The following is a 17,130-nucleotide window of genomic DNA, read 5'->3' on the forward strand; positions in this document are numbered from 1 at the left end:
GAATCGAGGGTTCGAGGGGAAGCTCAGGGCTCTCGGAAGGCAGGCAGTCCGGAGGAGACCTTGGTCAACAGCTCGCGCAGGGTGGCGCGCTCCGGCTCGCTCAGCGTGGACATCAGCGCGGCGACGCGGCGGAAGTGCACGGGCAGCAACTCCTCCAGGAGCGCTCTCGCCTTCGGCGTGAGGTGCACGGTGTACATGCGCCGGTCATCGGGATGGTCGGCGCGGGAGATGAGGCCGTCCTTCTCCAGCGTGTCGAGCAGCCCCGTCATCGTGGCCCGGCTCACACAGGAGCTCTCCGCCAGCTCGGCCGGGGTGAGGCCCTGGCCCTCCTCGCTCTCGCTGTAGGAGAGCAGGCGGGCCAGCACGGTGAAGCGGCCCGTGGACAGGCCGTGGCGCGCGAGGTTGGCCTCGTAGGCGCTCGACAGCTCGTTGGACATGCGCAGCAAGAGGACGCAGGTCTCGATGGCGCTCGCGTCCAGTTGAGGGAAGCGCTGCGATAGTCGCTGCAGCCGCTCGAAGCGGGTGATGGGAGGCGTGACGCTCATGGTGAGGCGCGGCGAAGACCCCGCCGCCCTTGAGTCGTAAGGCTCCTAACTACCGCGCGCAACGAAATAGTGGAGGCGCTGGGAGGAAACGGACGCGCTGTTATGACGGGGAGGTGCTGGATGTGAAAGACCCCACCGTGCAGGCGGCGCTGCGGCAGGCGAGCGACGAGGCCGGTCTGCCGGATTATCTGCGCAGCTGCGTGTACCCCCTGCTGCGCGAGCCGGAGGGCGAGTGGCCGAGCTGCTGCGGAGGCGGCTGCCAGCCCTGCTCGGCCACGCTGGTGGACGTGGCGGCGCGGACGCTGGCGCTCCTGGGAACGCCGCGCGTGGCGCCCCTGCCCTTGTGAGCGCGGGCCCTCAGCGCCGTAAGCTCGTGGGGACATGAACCCCATCGTCCATGCGGAGCTGGCGTGGCTCACGGCCCAGGGGCTGCGTGAGCGGAGGGACCGCATCCTCGTCACGTGCGCGGGGCTGGCGCCGGACCTGGATGGGCTGACGCTGCTGGGCGGCGAGGAGTGGTACGCGCGCTACCACCACGTGCTCTTCCACGGCTACGTGGGCGCGCTCGTCACCACTGCGGTGTGCGTGGCGCTGGCGAGACAGCGGGCCCGGGTGGCAGTGCTCGCGATGGTGGCGTTCCACCTGCACCTCGTCTGTGACCTGGCGGGGAGCGGGCCCGGCTGGCCCATCCACTACTACTGGCCCACGAGCATGCGGGAGTGGTTCTGGCAGGGGCAGTGGGACCTGTCGTCGTGGCAGAACTCGGTCATCGGGCTCTTCACCACGCTGGCCGTCCTCGCGTGCGCGCTGGGGCCCGGGCGTCGAACGTTCGTCGAGGTGTTCTCCGCGCGCTGGGACGCGGTCGTCACGCAGACGCTGCGCAAGCGCTTCAAGGGCGAGGAGCCCGCCGCGAAGCCCAACGGCTGAAGGCCCTCACCTGTCCCACGAGACAACCGCGCTGTAGGGGCCGTGACATATCTCGAGCACGGGGACCCGCGGGCGCGGTGCGGGGTTGTGTCCCCGGACGCGCAGCGCCTAGCTTGAAGCCCTTCCCGCGAAGGGGGCCCGATGCCCGCATACCGTGACGTGCTCGGCAGGATTCCCGAACCTGACGTCGAGGCCGGCAGGCAGTGCCAGGGCCTGTTGGACATGAAGACCAAACCCCAGGGCAGCCTCGGCCGCCTGGAGGAGCTGGCGTGTCAGTGGGCCGCGCTGCGGGGAGAGCCCGCTCCGGCGATGCCTCGCAAGGGCATGGTGGTGATGGCCGCGGACCATGGCGTGACGGAGGAGGGCGTGAGCGCCTATCCCGCCGAGGTCACCGCGCAGATGGTCGCCAACTTCTCCCGGGGCGGCGCGGCCATCAACGTGCTGTCACGGCAGCACGACGTGCGCGTGGAGGTCGTCGACATGGGCGTGCGGGTGCCCGTGGAGGGGCTCACGGGCGTGCGCCACCACCGCATGGGCCCCGGCACGGGGAACCTGGCGAAGGGGCCGGCGATGTCGCGCAAGACGGCCGAGGAGGCGCTGAGCGTGGGCGCGCTGCTGGCCATCGAGCTGGCGGAGTCGGGCGTGACGCTGCTCGGCCTGGGTGACATGGGCATCGGCAACACCACCGCGTCGTCGGCGCTGACGTGTGTGCTCGCGGGTGTGTCGCCGGACATGGCCACCGGGCGCGGCACGGGCGTGGATGACGCGGGCCTGACGCGCAAGGTGGACGTGGTGCGGCGGGCGTTGGTGGTGAACCAGCCGGACGCGGCGGACCCGCTGGACGTGCTCGCCAAGGTGGGCGGGTTCGAAATCGCGGGGCTCGCGGGCGCGGCGCTCGGCGCGGCGTCCAAGCGCGTTCCGGTGATGCTGGATGGCTTCATCTCCTCGGTCGCCGGGCTGGTGGCGGCGCGCCTGTGTCCCCGGGTGATGCCCTTCCTCATGGCCAGCCACATGTCGCGCGAGGCGGGCCACCGTCGGGTGCTGGAGGCGCTGCGGCTGCGGCCCCTGTTGGATTTGGGGCTGAGGCTGGGCGAGGGCACCGGCGCGGTGCTCGCGATGGGGCTGGTGGACAGCAGCCTGCACGTGCTGCACGAGATGGCGACCTTCGCCTCGGCCGGCGTCGCGGAGAAGACGCAGCGCTGAAGCGCGTGTCCCCGGCTGGAAACCCGGCGGGAGTCGCGCCATACCTGGGCTCCCATGAAGCGACTCTTCGCCGGCATCGCGTTCCTCAGTCGCATCCCCGTCCCCGGGGCGGCCACGTTCGACGCTGGCGACGTGGGCCGCGCCACGCTGTGCTTCCCGCTCGTCGGCGCGCTGCTCGCGGCCATCCTGGTGGGCGTGAGCCACGCGCTCTTCCCCCTGCTGCCCGCCACGGTGACGGCGTTCATCCTGCTCATCGTCTACGCGCTGCTCACCGGCGCGCTGCACCTGGACGGGCTGGCGGACATGGCGGACGGCTTCGGCGGCGGGCGCACGAAGGAGGACGTGCTGCGCATCATGCGCGACCACGTCATCGGCGCGTATGGCGGCACGGCCCTGCTGTTGAACGTGGGGCTGAAGTCGAGCGCGCTGGCGGCCCTGCTCGAGCGGGGACAGGCGGACGTGGCACTGGTGGTGGCACTGAGCCTGGGCCGGTGGGGCTCGGTGCCCCAGGGGTGGCTGTTCCCCTATGCGCGCCGCTCCGGCGGCATCGGCATGGCCATCACGGATTATGTCGGGCGCGTCGAGGTGGCGGGGGCCACGGTGCTCGGGCTCGGCATCGCCGTGGGGCTCATGGGCTGGAAGGGGGGTGTCATCATGGGGGCCGTGGCCTTGGTGTCGATGCTCCAGGCCCTGTGGTGCCGGAAGAAGATTGACGGAATCACGGGCGATACGATGGGCGCCAACACCGAGGTGTGCGAGGCGGTGGTGCTCGTGCTCGCGCTGGCGCTCGGCTGACGCGCTCTCGACGAAAGGAAACGGACGCGTGGACTGGCGACTGCCGAGCGGCGTGACGCGCATGGTTCTGGTGAGGCACGGCAAGCCCTCCGAGGAGATGAAGGGCCGCTGCTACGGGAGGCTCGACGTGGGCCTCGCGCCCGAGGGACACGTCCAGGCCGAGCGCGCGGCGCGGCTGCTCGCGCGGGTGGAGCTGCACGGCCTGTATTCGAGTCCCCGGCTCCGCGCGCTCGACACGGCGAAGCGGCTCACGGAGGGCCGGGGGCTGGAGCTTCGAGTGGAGGAGGCCTTCCGGGAGATCGACTTCGGGCTCTTCGAGGGGCTCACCTACGAGGAGGCCGAGCGCCGCTTCCCCGCGGTGTACGCGGAGTGGATGACACACCCCGCACAGGTGCGCTTCCCCGAGGGAGAGACGTTCTCCGAGATGCGCGAGCGCGTGCGCGCAGGAGGTCGGGCGCTGCGGGCACGTCATCCCGGCCAGTGCTTCGCGCTGGTGTCCCACGGCGGCGTCAATCGCACCCTGCTCTGCGAGGCGCTCGGGATGTCGGATGAGCACCTGTTCCGACTGGACCAGGTGCACGCGGCGGTGAATGTCATCGACTTCTATGGCGATGAGCCCGTGGTGAAGTTGATGAACGCGGAGCCGTGACGCACCACGCCTCGGCTTGACGGTGTTTCCGCGCGAGGCGTAGCCTTTGGTGGCTTGTCTGGGATTGAAGTTCCGTCGTGCACAAGGGGGCGTCACGCGCATGGAGACCCAACCGCCAGGCGAGGCCAGCGGACGTCCCGTCATCCGCGCCCTCGGCAAGACGCCCGACCCCTTCTCCGCGCAGGCGCTCGACAACCCCTACGCCGTCTACGCGCGGCTCCTCGAGCAGCCCGCGTGCTGGAGCGCCGAGTCCCAGCTGTGGCTGTTCTCGCGGCACGCGGACTGCCTGGAGGTGCTCGCCAATCCCCGCTTCAGTCGGAACATCGCCAGCGCGAGGAAGCGCCGTCCCCAGGACTACCCGCCTCCACCGGAGGCGCTCGCGGCGCTGTCTGCCATGCACAACCAGTGGTTCCTGCTGATGGACCCGCCGGACCACACGCGCCTGCGCGCGGTGACGAAGCGGGCCCTGGGCCCTCGCATGAAGGAGCTGGCCATCCACATCCAGGCCCTGGCGGAGTCCCTGGTCTTCCAGGCGCGTCAGCGTGGGGGAATGGATGTCATCTCCGAGTTCGCCATGCCCCTGGCCCGCAGCACGCTGCGCCAGCTGGTGGGCGCGGATGATCTGGATGAGGGGCTCTATCAGCACTGGGCGCTGTGCCTCGCCCGGTGCGCGGATGCCTCCGCTCCGCTGGGGGTTCGCGAGGCCGCGAGCGCCGCGACGCGAGAGGTGCACCAGGCGCTCCAGGCCGCCGTCACCCGGCGCCGACAGTCGCGACGCACGGATGTCCTCGGGCTGCTGGTGGCCGCGCAGGAAGACGAACAGGCCTTGAGCGAGGAGGAGCTGCTGCCCACGTGCATGCTGCTGCTCTTCGGCGGCTACGACACCTCCGTCAACCTCATCGGCAACGGGATGCTCGCGCTGATGGAGCACCGCGCGCAGTGGGAGGCCTTGTGCGCCGAGCCCTCGCGAACCAAGGGCGCGGTGGAGGAGGTGCTGCGCTTCGACACGCCCCTGCAGCTCGTCTCGCGCATGGCACAGGAGGACGTGGACGTGGGAGGGACTCACGTCCGCGCGGGTGAGTGGGCGTGGGTGCTGCTCGGCGCGGCGAATCGGGACCCCAGGCGCTTCGAGAACCCCGATGCGCTGGACATCCAGCGCACGGACCTCCAGCACCTCGCCTTCGGCCACGGCATCCACCAATGCGTCGGCGCGGCGCTCGGGCGCATCGAGGCACAGAGCGCGTTCGGGACGCTGGCGCGCGAACTACCGCAGCTTCGGCTCGTGCCCGGCGCGTGGAAGCGGCGCGACACCGCCGTGTTCCGTGGCCTCACCACCCTGCCCTGCCAGCTCTGACACCGGGTCCGGCGCGACTTGCGCGCCACCAGGGCACAAGCAGCGATGCGCCTGACGCCACCGTCACCCTGACAGCTCTGACTCCGCACTCGACGCGGCTTGCGAGCTACCAGGGACACGCGCAGCGGCGTGCCTGGCGCTGCCGTCCCCAACTTTGACTCCGCGCTCGGCGCGGCTTACGCGCCACCAGGGACATGAGCAGCGATGTGCTTGGCGCCGCCGTCACCCTGCCTTGCCAGCTCTGACTCTGGGCTCAGCGCGACTTTCGCGCCACCAGGTACACGAGCAGCGGTGTGCCCAGCGCCGCCGTCACCAGCCCCACGGGCGGCTCTCGCCCCGGCAGGATGACTCGCGAGGCGGCGTCACAGAGCGCCAGGAAGCTCGCGCCCACGATGACCGAGCACGGCAGCAGTACCCGCCGACTCACCCCCAGCACGCGCCGGACGATGTGCGGGACGATGAGCTCCACGAACGCGATGGGGCCACACCACGCGACACAGCCCGCCACGCCGAGCGCCCCCAGGCCAATCGAGGCCATGCGCACCACACGCACGTTGACGCCCTGCGACTCGGCATGCTCCTCGCCGGAGATGAACACCTCCAGCGCCCGCGTCAGCGACAACAGCCCCACCACCGACACGGCCGCGATGGGCACGAGCGCGACGATTCCCTGGTAGCCCACCTGCGGCAGGTGCCCCATCGTCCACCGCGTGGCCGCCAGCAGCTCCGCCGAGTCCGCCGAGAACTGCACGCCCGTGGAGATGGCGCCCGCCGCCATCGAGAAGGCGATGCCCGCGAGCACCAAATCGTTCATCCGCACGCCCCGCCCCGCGGCGATGGCGGCCACCAACAGGCTGACACCCAGCGCCCCGGCGAAGGCCGACGCGGTGATGAGCGGCAAGCCCCACAGCGCCGAGCGGGCCCCCAGCACGATGGCCACCAGCGCGCCCAGCGTGGCTCCAGCCGTGGTGCCCACCGTGCTCGGCGCGGCGAGCGGATTGGCGAAGAGCGACTGATACACCGCCCCCACCAGCGACAGCGTGCCGCCCACCAGCAGCGCCATCAGCGTCCGGGGGATGCGCAGCTGCCAGAGGATGAAGTCCCGCGCGTCCGGCGGCATCGGAGGCCCGATGAACGGCGCGGCGACGACCACCAGCCCGCACAACAGCAACATCACCACCAGCCGGGCCTTCATTCGCCACCCTCCAGCGGCAGGCCCACGAAGACTCTCCGGCCCTCGACCTCCACGCCACGCATCCGCACGGAGAACACCTGCCCCAGGTGCTCGCCCAGCTCCGGCGCGTCGTAGTGCGACTCGAAGGCCACCTGGCCACGCGACAACCCCAGCACCCGAATCCGTCCCTCGCCCCCGTGCCTCACCGCGTGGGCGAGCACGTTGATGTCATGCGTGATGCACAGCACCCCCAGCCCCGAGCGCCACAGCCGCCCCACGAGCGCGTACAGCTCCAACTGCTGCGCGGGGTCCAGGAAGTTCGCCGGCTCGTCCAGCATCACCAGCGGCGACTCCTGCGCCAGCAGCGCTGCCACCGCGACCCGCTGCTGCTCTCCTCCAGACAGCTCCGTGATTCGCCGCGAGGCGAGCCCCTCCGCCTGCACCCGCTCCAGCGCCGCCCGCGCCTGCTCCTCCGAGCGGCGATGCGACTCCCGGAAGCGATAGCGCGCCGCGGCCACGTGCTCCAGCGCGGTGATGGGCTCGGAGACCTGCACACGCTGGGGCAGCCACGCGACATGGGCCGCGCGCTCCCGGGGCGACAGCGCCGCCACGTCGCGCCCGTCCACCGTGACGCGCCCCGCGTCCGGACGCTCCAGCCCGAGCGCCACGCGCATCAACGTCGTCTTGCCCGCCCCATTGGGGCCCACCACCGCCACGAAGTCTCCAGCCCCGAGCCGCAGGGACACGTCCGCCAGCAGCGTCCGCTCCCCCTTGCGCACCGTCGCCCCGGAGACCTCCAGCGTGGACGTCATGGCGTCTTCGCGTCGAAGCGCAGCGCGACCTTCAGTCGCTCCACCAGGTCCAGGATGCGCGGACCGGTGGACTGCACGCCCGGCCCCGCCACCAGCTTCACGCGCCCCTCCTTCACCGCGCGCAGCACCGACAGCTGCTTCCACGCGGCCAGCTGCCGCGCCTCCTCCTCGGGCGTCGGCACGGGGCCCTCCAGCAGCACGAGGATGATGTCCGGGTCCAACGTCATCAACTGCTCGACGGAGATGTTCGGCGGCCCACCGGGGTCCTCCGCGACGGCGTTGCGCGCGCCCGCGGCCTCCAGCGCCGCGCCGTGCAGCGAGCCCTTGCGGATGTACCAGATGCTGGAGAGCCCGGCCTCCGCGTCGCCAATCACCAGCAGCACCCGGGGCGCGTCCTTCGGGGGTGCCCGCTTCAGCGTGCTCTCCACCTTCGCGGCCAGCTCATTCGCCTGCGCCTCGCGGCCCGTCTGCCGCCCCAGCTCGCGGACCCCGTTCGCCACGTCGTCCACGGTGAGCCAGGGCAGCACCTTCACCGGCGCGACGGCGGCCAGCGAGCCCGCGGGAGCCTGCTTCACCTGCTCATCCAGGATGAGCGTGGGCTTGAGTCGGGCGATGGCCTCGTAGTTGGGCGCCAGCGTGGAGCCGACCTTGGGCACGCCCTCTGCCTCGGGGGGCCAGGACGAATAGTCCGAGCGCCCCACCACCTGCGGCCCCGCCCCCAGCGCGTAGAGCGTCTCCGTGATTCCGGGGGACAGCGAGACGAGCCGCCGCGCGCCCGGCTGCTGGGCCGGGGGCGAGGAGCGCTGGCAGCCCGCGAGGAGCAGGAGCGCGAGACCGAGGAGCCTAAAGGAGCGCGAAGGGGACATGGGAGGACAATCACGCACCGAGGAGTGCGTGACGAGCGCCTTATAGTGCACCCGCCAGAGGAGGCCCGCCATGTCGAAGCACCCCCACCTCATGATTCAGGGCACGGGCTCCCACGTGGGGAAGACCACGCTGGTGGCCGGGCTGTGCCGCCTGTACGCCAACCGGGGCCTGCGCGTGGCTCCGTTCAAGTCGCAGAACATGTCCCTCAACTCCTTCGTCACCGAGGAGAACGAGGAGATTGCCCGCGCCACCGCGGTGCAGTCCTTCGCGGCGAGGCAGCGGCCCGTCGTCCACATGAACCCGCTGCTGCTCAAGCCCAAGTCGGACAGCGTCAGCCAGCTCATCATCCACGGCAGGCCCCACCGGGACGTCGACGCGCGCGAGTACTTCCTGGCCGACACGCACCGTGCGCTCAAGCTCGCCGCCATCCAGGAGTCCATCGACCACCTGAACCGCCACTACGACCTGGTCATCGCCGAGGGCGCGGGGAGCTGCGCGGAGCCCAACCTGCGCCCGTTCGACGTGGTGAACATGGAGGTGGCCCACCGCCTGGACGCCCGCGTCTTCGTGGCCGCGGACATCGACAAGGGCGGCGTGGTGGCGGAGCTGCTCGGCACGCTGCGCGTCCTGGAGCTCGTCGCCCCCGAGGACGTCGCGCGCATCTCCGGCTTCATCATCAACAAGTTCCGGGGAGACCGGCAGGTCCTCCAGCCCGCCGTGGACTTCATCGAGCAGCACGCGAAGAAGCCCGTCGTCGGGGTGCTGCCCTACCTGTCCCTCGCGCTGGAAGAAGAGGACCGCGTCCAGCCCCGCATGCACGGCACACCCGAGGTCGACATCGCCGTCCTCTACCTGCCCCACATCTCCAACAGCACCGACTTCGACTACCTCCAGGAGGAGCCCCACGTGCGCGTGCGCTTCGTGCGCTCCGTGGACCAGCTGGGTGCGCCCGACGCCATCATCCTGCCCGGCACCAAGAACACGGTGGGGGACCTGGTCCACCTGCGGCGCATCGGCTTCGAGCGCGTGCTCCAGGAGCTGAGCGCCACCACGCCCATCGTCGGCATCTGCGGCGGCTTCCAGATGCTGGGGCGCCACCTGCTCGACGAGCACCGCCGCGAGTCCGAGCACGGCAGCACCACCGGCCTGGGCCTGCTGGACATCGACGTGGAGTTCCTGCCGGGCAAGACGGTCTTCAACCGCCACTACACCCCGACGAAGGACAATCCCTTGCGGGATGCGGGCGAGGTGTCCGGGTATGAGATTCATTCCGGGCTCATCCGGTACGACAGCGCGCGGCCGATGTATGCCCACCCCGGCGGCTTCGATGGCGCGGTGCACGAGCGACTGCCCATCTTCGGCACCTTCATCCATGACCTGTTCAAGAACCCTCGTCTGAGCCGCGCCTTCGTCGACACGCTGCGCCAGCGCAAGGGATTGCCAGTCCTGACAGCGCCCCTGTGCAACCACGACACCCGTCGGGAGGACAGCTATAATCGGCTCGCTGCCGCCCTGGCCGAGCACATGACATCCATCGACTGATTCTTCATCCCGCCAAAGGGGGCGCTCGGGGATTCCCGACGACAGGCGAATGTAAGGAGGAGGCTCAACGTGAAGCTCGATGGATTCGCTCGTGTCCTTCCGCGCGTGGTGCTGCTCTTGGCCATGGCTTGCCAGCACAGCGCGCTCGCACAGGACCAGCTCGACACCACCCCGAAGACACTCACCCAGCAGGTCCTCACGCCCGTTGGCACGACGTACCCCTACACCCAGCAATTGCAGTGGTTGGACGCGGGGCGGTTCATCGTGGGACGGCTGGATGGCTCGATGACGCTCTTCCGCCCGCCTGGACCCACCGAGTGGGGTCCCATGCTCACGGACGTGCTGCGCACGCCCGCCAACCGGGGCGTGGAGATGATGGCCGTGCGGGATGAGCGGACGTTCGTGACATCCAACGACAGCACCACCATCACCTTGTGGCGCGAGCGGGACCTCTCCGTCGCGGAGGACGCCGAGCCCGCGCTGCTGGACCGGCTGCCGCGCGCGTTCCGCTACCAGAACTTCGCCTACGACACGGACGTGGGCACGGCCAACAGCGCCGTCTTCGTCACCCATGGGAACCGGGAGTACCTCGTCACCGGCCACGAGAATGGCTTCGTCCTCATCTGGAGCGTCACGCGCAACGGCCGGCAGCTGGCGGTGCTGAAGAAAATCGACGTGCGCTCGCCCGACCCCATCCCCAGCCCGTTCCAGCTGTGGAACGTGCGGGACATCGTCTCGTGGCGCGACGGCGTGGTCATCACCGGCTCCGAGGACGGAGACCTGGTGATGCTCCAGCTCCCCCAGGGCAACGTGCTGGCGCGCAAGCGCTACAACCCGGCGGCCCAGCGCGGCATCAACGGCCTCGCCATCCTGGATGACCACCTGGTGGCCGTGGCCTGCTCGGTGGGCCCGTCGGACAAGAACACGTGGCTGTTCCGCGTGCGCCCCGCGGAGCTCCAGTCGCAGGGCTCGGTGGACCTGAAGCAGAACCTGTCCCTGCCGCAGTCCTTCGCGTTCCGCGCCGCGATGGCCAGCGTGGGCGGGCAGCCCCACGTCTTCGCCACCACGCAGGAGGGCCTGCTGTGGACGGTGCTCGTCACGCCGGACGGACAGCTCCAGGTCCAGGCCGTCAGCTCGGTGGATTTCCCCATCGGTGAGGCCATCGACTACAACCCGGCCACCTCGCAGCTCGCCGCCGTGGGCGTGCTCGTCAACCTCTTCAACGTCGCGCCGCCCACGCCCGCGCAACGCCAGCAGGCGCCCAAGGCCGCGCCGCCTCAAGCGCCGTCGCTGGTCCACTGAGCACGGCGATGTCCCGGGACAGCGCTCCGTGGGTGCTGGGCATCGGCGCGTCGAATCACAACGGCGCCGCGTGCCTCCTGCGTGGTGACGAGCTGGTCGTCGCCGTGCAGGAGGAGCGACTCATCCGCCGCAAGCGGGCGTGGCTCCCTGGCGGGGCCGTGTCCTTCGCGGTGCGCTACTGCCTGGAGACGGCGGGCCTCCGCGCGGACGAGCTCAGCCTCGTCTCGTGCTGCTCGCTGATGGGGCCGCGCGGGCCGCTGTACGACGTGCGCGCCAACCCGGACCTCGCTCCGGGTGTCCCGGTGCGCTACCTCTCGCACCACCTGGGCCACGCGGCGGGCGCGTTCGCGACGTCGGGCTTCGACGAGGCGCTGGTGCTCGTCGTGGACGGGTTCGGCTCCAACGTCCAGGACCTGTCCCCCGAGGAGCTGGCGGCGGTCGTCACCGAGCGAGTCGGTGAAGAGACGCTGTCCGTCTACCACGCGTCGCGCGAGGGCTTCGTGCCGGTGGAGAAGCACCTGGGCACGTTCCTGGAGGTGACGTCCTCCGTGGACCTGGAGCGCTTCCGGGGCATGCCGCGCTTCGGCAGCCTGGGCGGGCTGTACTCGGCCATCGGGCGACAGCTCTTCTCGGATGTCCTGGAGGGGCCGGGCAAGGTCATGGGCCTGGCCCCTCACGGCGTGGCGGACACGCCTGTGTCGGACTTCTTCGACGTCGTCGACGGGCGCTTCGTGTTCCACGACACCGTGCCTCGTCGCTTCGCGCATGACGAGCGCTGGCCCGCGCGGCAGGAGGAGTATCGCAACCTCGCGGCCTCGGCGCAGGCGGCGCTGGAGGACGGGCTCTTGCGGCTGGTGCGTCGACTGCGCGCGAGCACGTCCTGCGACGCGCTCTGCTACGCCGGGGGCGTCGCGCTCAACAGCGTGGCGAACGAGCGGCTCTTCACCGAGAGCGGCTTCAAGGACCTCTACGTGATGCCCGCCGCGGAGGACAGCGGCACCGCCATCGGCGCGGCGTACCACGGGCTGTGGCAGCTCACGGGGCGGCGCTCCACGCGGCGACTGGGTCATGACAGCACGGGCAGGACGTACTCCGCCGAGGACTGCGACACCGCGCTGCGCACCGTGCCCATGGTGGTGTCGCGGAGATTGCCGCGACTCGTCCCCGAGGTGGCCGACCTGCTCGCCGAGGGGAAGATGCTCGGCTGGTTCCAGGGCGGCTCCGAGCTGGGTCCACGCTCCCTGGGCCAGCGGAGCATCCTCTGCGACCCGCGGCCTCGCGACATGAAGGACACCCTCAACGCGCGGGTGAAGTTCCGCGAGGGCTTCCGTCCCTTCGCCCCCGTCATCCTCGCGGAGAAGGTGCGCGAGTGGTTCGACGTCGACACGGCCTCCACGGACAGCCCCTTCATGCTCCGCGTGTGGCGCTTCCGTGAGGAGCAGCGCGAGCGCGTCCCCGCCGTCGCCCACGTCAACGGCACCGGCCGGGTGCAGACGGTGACGAGGGAGCACACGCCCCTGCTGCACGCGCTGCTCACCGCGTTCGATGAACGCACCGGCGTCCCCATCCTGCTCAACACCTCGTTCAACATCGCCGGGGAGCCCATCGTCGAGACGCCCGAGGACGCGCTGTGGGGCCTGCTGTCCACGGGGCTGGAGGGCTGCGTGCTGCTGGACCGCTTCGTGTCCAAGCACGAGGCGCTGCATTCACTGCTGGACCTGGAGGTGCTCGTCCTCGGAGAGCGAATCGCGCCCCTGTCCTCGGAAAGCGCGGAGGACACGCTGGACCTGCGTCCCCTCTTGAAGGAGCCGCTGGGCTTTGGCCTGGACGCCTCGGGACGCAACCTGGAGGATGCGCGCCGGATGCTGGGCAGCGGGCAACAAGGTGGCGCGTTCAAGGTGCGGACGCCGTGGGGCGCGGCCGTGCAGCTCGTGTCGAGCGAGCTGTCGAGGCTCGTGGACCAGGTGGAGCGCGGGATGACCGGCTGGAAGCTCCTGGAGCGGGTGTCTCGCGAGGACTCGAGCATTGATGAGCAGAAGCTGACGCGGATGCTCGGCACGCTGCGGCGCGCCCGCGTCCTCCAGTTCGGTCCGGGAGTGTGAGGACGACGCTCGCCAGGGGACTGCTGGGCCTGGTGCTGCTGGCGTGCGCCCCCGTGCGGGCCCAGTCCACCGAGGACGCCGGCACTCCGCCCATGTCCGAGGTCATCGACGTGGTGGGCGAGGTGCCCGACCCGGAGCCGATGGACCGCGCCGCTCGTCGCGACCCGAGCAGCGTCGTCACCGTCATCTCCGTGGAGGAGCGCGGCGGCACCGCGCGCGACACCGCGGAGGTGCTGTCCACCGCGCCCGGCGTCTCCATCCAGGACTCGGGCGGGTACGGCCAGGGCAAGAGCCTGGTGGTGCGCGGCGCCTCGTCGAACGGGACGCTGGTGCTGCTCGACGGCATCCCCCTCAACAGCGCGGGCGGGAGCATGGACCTGTCGCGCGTTCCGCTCGCGCTCGCCCGTGAGCTGGAGGTGATGCGCGGGAGCGCCGGCTCCAGCCACGGCAGCGGCGCGCTCGGCGGCGTGGTGAACATCATCACCCGCGCCCCCGGTGACACGTTGAGCCTCGCCGGCGAGCTGAGCCACGGGAGCTGGAACACCACCACCGGGTGGCTGTCGCTCACCGGGCCCGTGCTGGACAGCGAGCTGCTCCTGCTGCTCCACGGCGGCACGTCGTCCGGGCGCTTCGCCTATCCGTTCGATGCCACGCCCACGCTGCCGGGTGACGCGCCCGAGCTGCGACGTCGCGAGAACAACGACGCGCGGGGCGCCGGGGCGCTCGTGCGGCTGCGCCGCCGCCTCTCCCAGGGCGTGGTGCTGGACGCGATGGGCGAAGGGACCCTGGAAGGACGAGGGCTCGCTGGCACGGCGCAGAACCCGCTCGCGGACGCGCGTCAGTCCAACCGTCGCGGCATCCTGAGCCTGCGCGTGCTGGGCGACCTGGGCCACCACGTCCACGTGTCCGCTCGCGCGCACTATCGCCAGGAGCGGCTGGAGCTGTCGGGCGGTCCGCTGCCACAGCAGGGCGTGCAGACCCTGCGCACGGGCGGCGTGGAGGCCGAGGGCAGCCTGCCGCTGGGAAGCTGGAACGTCGCCTCCGCGCTGGCGAGCCTCGGCGGGGAAGGCGTGGCCACCGATGGCGCGCCCGTGACTTCGGACGGACGCACGTCCTGGCTGCGCGCCAGCGTCCGCGTCATGGACGACCTGGCGCTGCTCGACGGCCGGCTCCACGTGACGCCCTCGCTGCGCGTGGAGCGCGTGGGCGCGTTCACGCTGCTGTCCCCCAAGCTGGGCGCACGCGTGACGCTGCCCGCGCGCCTGGAGCTGCGCGCCAACGTGGGACAGGCGCACCGGGCCCCCTCGCTGGTGGAGCTGTACGTGCGCCAGGGCACGCTGCTGCCCAACCCGGACCTGCGCCCCGAGCGCGCCGTGTCCGCGGACGTGGCGCTGGCGCACCGCACGGAGCGCTCGCTCGTGTCGGTGGGAGGTTTCTTCGCGAGCTACGAGGACCTCATCACCTACGAGGCGTATCCGCCGTTCGCCGCGAAGCCGAGCAACTTCGCCTCCGCGCGCGTCGCCGGCCTGGAGGTGGACGCGGAGGCGCGCCCCTTCTCCTTCCTGTCCGGCTCGCTGGCGTACACGTTCCTCGTCTCCCGCAACCTCCGGGACGACCCGCGCTACTACCTGAAGGACATCCCGCTCCGGCCGCGCCACACCCTCGCCGCGCGAGTGACGGCGGGCCCATCGTGGCTCACGGGCCGCGTGGAAGTGCGCGCCCAGTCCTCACAGCTTCGCAACCGCACCGGCGAGCTGGTGCTCCCGGGCCGCACGCTCCTGCACGCGGGCCTGTCCACCACGGTGGGCCAGCGCCCCGCCTTCACCTTCTCCGTCGACCTCAAGAACGTGCTCGACGTCCACGTCGACGACTTCGACGGCTATCCCCTGCCGGGCCGCGCGGTGCTCGCCTCCGTGGCCCTGGCGCTCGACGTCCCACCCTCCCCCTCCACTGCCAAAAAGGCGGACACCCCATGAAGCCCTCGCCTCCTCCAGGACGCCACCTGGCGCTCCTCTGCTCCCTGCTCTCCTGCCTGCTGCTCACCGGCTGTCCCGACGAGGGCGTCGTCTGCAGCGAGGGCCTCTCCCGCTGCGGCGACACCTGCGCGGACCTCACCAGCGAGTCCGCGAACTGTGGCGCCTGCGGCAACGCCTGTGGCGAAGGCCAGCTGTGCGCCGAGGGCGCGTGTCGCTGTCTGACGGGGACCACGGCCTGTGACGGCGCCTGCGTCGACACCCGGTCCTCGCCCCAGCACTGCGGCGCCTGCGGCACGACGTGCGACAGCAGCGAGGTGTGCGAGCAGGGCACGTGTCAACTGAACTGCACCGCGGGCCTGCTCCGCTGCGGCAACGCGTGCGTGGACGGGGACTCGAGCAACCTGAACTGCGGCGCCTGCGGCAACGTCTGCGGCGACGCGCGGACGTGCCGGGGCGGCGTGTGCACGTACGACATCGTGGCCACGTGCTTCAACACCGGCCAGGTGGTGGGCATCCAGTCCGGCGTGGACCTCAAGGGCCCCGGCACGCTCGTGGCGTCGTCGCCGCAGAGCGCCGCGCGGATGAGCGACGTGCTGCTGGTGCTCGACTCCACGCGCAAGCTCATCCAGGCGCGGCTGGACGACTACGGCGTGCTGCCTCCGCGCCACGACACGGGCCGCGCGCCCAACCAGGTCCTCGTCGAGGGGCCGTTCATCTACATCCTCAACTCCACCGACAACACGCTCCAGGTGCTGCGGAGCACCGAGCCGCTCCCGCCCGGCAAGCGCCACCCCGAGGGCATCTCGCTCCAGAACGTGGCCAGCGTGAGCTTCGGCGCCAACACCAACCCCTTCGGCATGGCGCGCGTGGGCAACGAGCTGTGGGTCACCCTCTACGGCAACCTCGTGGGCGACCCGAGCGCCGGAGGCCGCGTGGCGCGCGTCTCGCTGGCGTCCCCGTCCGAGCCGCGCGTGACGAGCACCATCGACCTGCCCACGGGCGCCGCGCTGCGTCCCTTCCCGGACAACACCACGCTGTCGACGCCCGCGGGCATCACCGAGCACCGCGGCAAGGTGTACGTGGCCCTCAACAACCTCAACCCCGCCACCTACGCCCCCGGCGGCCCGGGCCTGCTCGCGCGCATCGAGCCGGCGACGGGCGCGGTGAGCCTCGTCGGCCTGGGCGACGACTGCCTCAACCCCAACGCGGTGGCCTCCGTGGGCGAGCACCTGGTGGTGAGCTGCGGCGGCAAGTCCACCTATGACGCCGAGTTCAAGCTGGTGTCCGTGGAGCGCACGGGCCTGGTGATGCTGGACGCGCAGGACACCGTGGTGGCCTCGGAGCCCATCGCCTGCTCGCCGGGCATCGGCTCCTGCCCCATCCCCGCCGCCGGCCGGTTCGCCGTGGTGGGCCCGCGCATCTACACCGGCGACACCAACGGCGGCCGCGTCTTCGTCCACGAAATCGTGGGCAACACCCTGGTCGAGCGTCGGGGCCTGAAGGACACCTCCGAGCCCGCCATCGCCGCCTGCCCCGCCAGCGGCTTCTCGCTGGTCAGCGACGTGGTGGCCCTGCCCTGATTCCGGGGCACCTCGGGGGCACTTCGCCCCGATGGGGCAATGTGCCCCGGCCCCGGCGGGACATTCCACCCCGTCCGGGGCCCTCCTCCGAGGGAGCCGCCCCGAGCCAGGCGCTGGCACAAAGGATGCTCTAGAGCTTCCGCGTGCCCCGGCCACATCGCGGGGCGGAAACCGGAGGAGGCGTCACGCAGCGCACGTCGGTCCTCGTGCACCCACGCCGAGCTTCGGGCGATTGCTCGCCCGCCGAGGAGCCCGACGCGACGTCCTGACGCCTTCTCACGGCAGTCGCGGTAGTTTCTGAG

General features: G+C 71.2%; 15 protein-coding genes. 11 read left to right on the forward strand and 4 right to left on the reverse strand.

Features of this window, described 5'->3' with window-relative positions:
* Positions 1-23: 23 nt before the first annotated feature.
* Entirely contained in the window at positions 24-545 is a 522-nt protein-coding gene (locus OWM54_RS15835; RefSeq protein ID WP_223783541.1) for a MarR family winged helix-turn-helix transcriptional regulator, read from the reverse strand.
* Positions 546-658: 113 nt separating this feature from the next.
* On the opposite strand from OWM54_RS15835, the gene OWM54_RS15840 reads away from it, so the two are divergent.
* The 6 genes from OWM54_RS15840 (at position 659) to OWM54_RS15865 (ending at position 5,473) form a co-directional block, all read left to right on the forward strand.
* Positions 659-892 carry a hypothetical protein gene (locus tag OWM54_RS15840; protein WP_141326798.1) on the forward strand — a complete coding sequence of 78 codons (234 nt, stop codon included), beginning with the start codon at positions 659-661 and terminating at the stop codon, positions 890-892.
* 34 nt (positions 893-926) lie between these two features.
* Complete coding sequence (locus OWM54_RS15845; RefSeq protein ID WP_267698039.1) at positions 927-1,472, forward strand: metal-dependent hydrolase; 546 nt, start codon at positions 927-929, stop codon at positions 1,470-1,472.
* Between the two features lie 141 nt (positions 1,473-1,613).
* The gene (gene cobT / locus OWM54_RS15850) at positions 1,614-2,675 is read left to right on the forward strand and encodes a nicotinate-nucleotide--dimethylbenzimidazole phosphoribosyltransferase (RefSeq protein WP_141326802.1); all 1,062 of its coding nucleotides are present in this window, start codon (positions 1,614-1,616) and stop codon (positions 2,673-2,675) included.
* A gap of 54 nt (positions 2,676-2,729) precedes the next feature.
* Complete coding sequence (cobS, locus tag OWM54_RS15855; protein ID WP_267698040.1) at positions 2,730-3,470, forward strand: adenosylcobinamide-GDP ribazoletransferase; 741 nt, start codon at positions 2,730-2,732, stop codon at positions 3,468-3,470.
* A 28-nt stretch (positions 3,471-3,498) separates the two neighbouring features.
* Positions 3,499-4,119, forward strand: coding sequence for a histidine phosphatase family protein (locus OWM54_RS15860; RefSeq protein WP_223783544.1), 621 nt, complete (start codon positions 3,499-3,501; stop codon positions 4,117-4,119).
* 100 nt (positions 4,120-4,219) lie between these two features.
* Positions 4,220-5,473: a cytochrome P450 gene (locus OWM54_RS15865; protein WP_267698041.1), complete on the forward strand. Its 1,254-nt coding sequence runs from the start codon at positions 4,220-4,222 to the stop codon at positions 5,471-5,473.
* Between the two features lie 253 nt (positions 5,474-5,726).
* Here the strand turns inward: OWM54_RS15865 and OWM54_RS15870 are convergent, their stop codons facing one another.
* From OWM54_RS15870 to OWM54_RS15880, 3 genes are read right to left on the reverse strand one after another with little or no spacing between them, the layout of a single operon-like run.
* Complete coding sequence (locus tag OWM54_RS15870; RefSeq protein ID WP_141326809.1) at positions 5,727-6,668, reverse strand: FecCD family ABC transporter permease; 942 nt, start codon at positions 6,666-6,668, stop codon at positions 5,727-5,729.
* A complete protein-coding gene (locus tag OWM54_RS15875; protein ID WP_267698043.1) occupies positions 6,665-7,459 on the reverse strand; it encodes an ABC transporter ATP-binding protein in 795 nt (264 codons plus the stop codon). The genes OWM54_RS15870 and OWM54_RS15875 overlap by 4 nt, the downstream gene beginning before the upstream one ends.
* A complete protein-coding gene (locus tag OWM54_RS15880) occupies positions 7,456-8,325 on the reverse strand; it encodes an ABC transporter substrate-binding protein (RefSeq protein WP_267698044.1) in 870 nt (289 codons plus the stop codon). Before OWM54_RS15880 ends, OWM54_RS15875 begins: the two co-directional genes overlap by 4 nt.
* Positions 8,326-8,395: 70 nt before the next feature.
* Between OWM54_RS15880 and OWM54_RS15885 the strand changes: the two genes are divergently transcribed.
* The 5 genes from OWM54_RS15885 to OWM54_RS15905 all read left to right on the forward strand — a co-directional run bounded on the left by OWM54_RS15885 (position 8,396) and on the right by OWM54_RS15905 (position 16,828).
* Positions 8,396-9,868, forward strand: coding sequence for a cobyric acid synthase (locus OWM54_RS15885; RefSeq protein ID WP_267698045.1), 1,473 nt, complete (start codon positions 8,396-8,398; stop codon positions 9,866-9,868).
* 69 nt (positions 9,869-9,937) lie between these two features.
* On the forward strand, positions 9,938-11,170 hold the full coding sequence (locus OWM54_RS15890) for a hypothetical protein (protein ID WP_267698046.1): 1,233 nt from the start codon (positions 9,938-9,940) through the stop codon (positions 11,168-11,170).
* A gap of 8 nt (positions 11,171-11,178) precedes the next feature.
* Entirely contained in the window at positions 11,179-13,272 is a 2,094-nt protein-coding gene (locus tag OWM54_RS15895) for a carbamoyltransferase (protein ID WP_267698047.1), read from the forward strand.
* Positions 13,269-15,248, forward strand: a complete 1,980-nt coding sequence (locus tag OWM54_RS15900; RefSeq protein WP_267698048.1) for a TonB-dependent receptor plug domain-containing protein — start codon at positions 13,269-13,271, stop codon at positions 15,246-15,248. Before OWM54_RS15895 ends, OWM54_RS15900 begins: the two co-directional genes overlap by 4 nt.
* Positions 15,245-16,828, forward strand: coding sequence for an MXAN_6577-like cysteine-rich protein (locus OWM54_RS15905; protein WP_267698049.1), 1,584 nt, complete (start codon positions 15,245-15,247; stop codon positions 16,826-16,828). Before OWM54_RS15900 ends, OWM54_RS15905 begins: the two co-directional genes overlap by 4 nt.
* Positions 16,829-17,130: the final 302 nt, after the last annotated feature.

The organism is Myxococcus sp. MISCRS1 (assembly GCF_026626605.1).
Lineage (GTDB): Bacteria > Myxococcota > Myxococcia > Myxococcales > Myxococcaceae > Myxococcus > Myxococcus fulvus.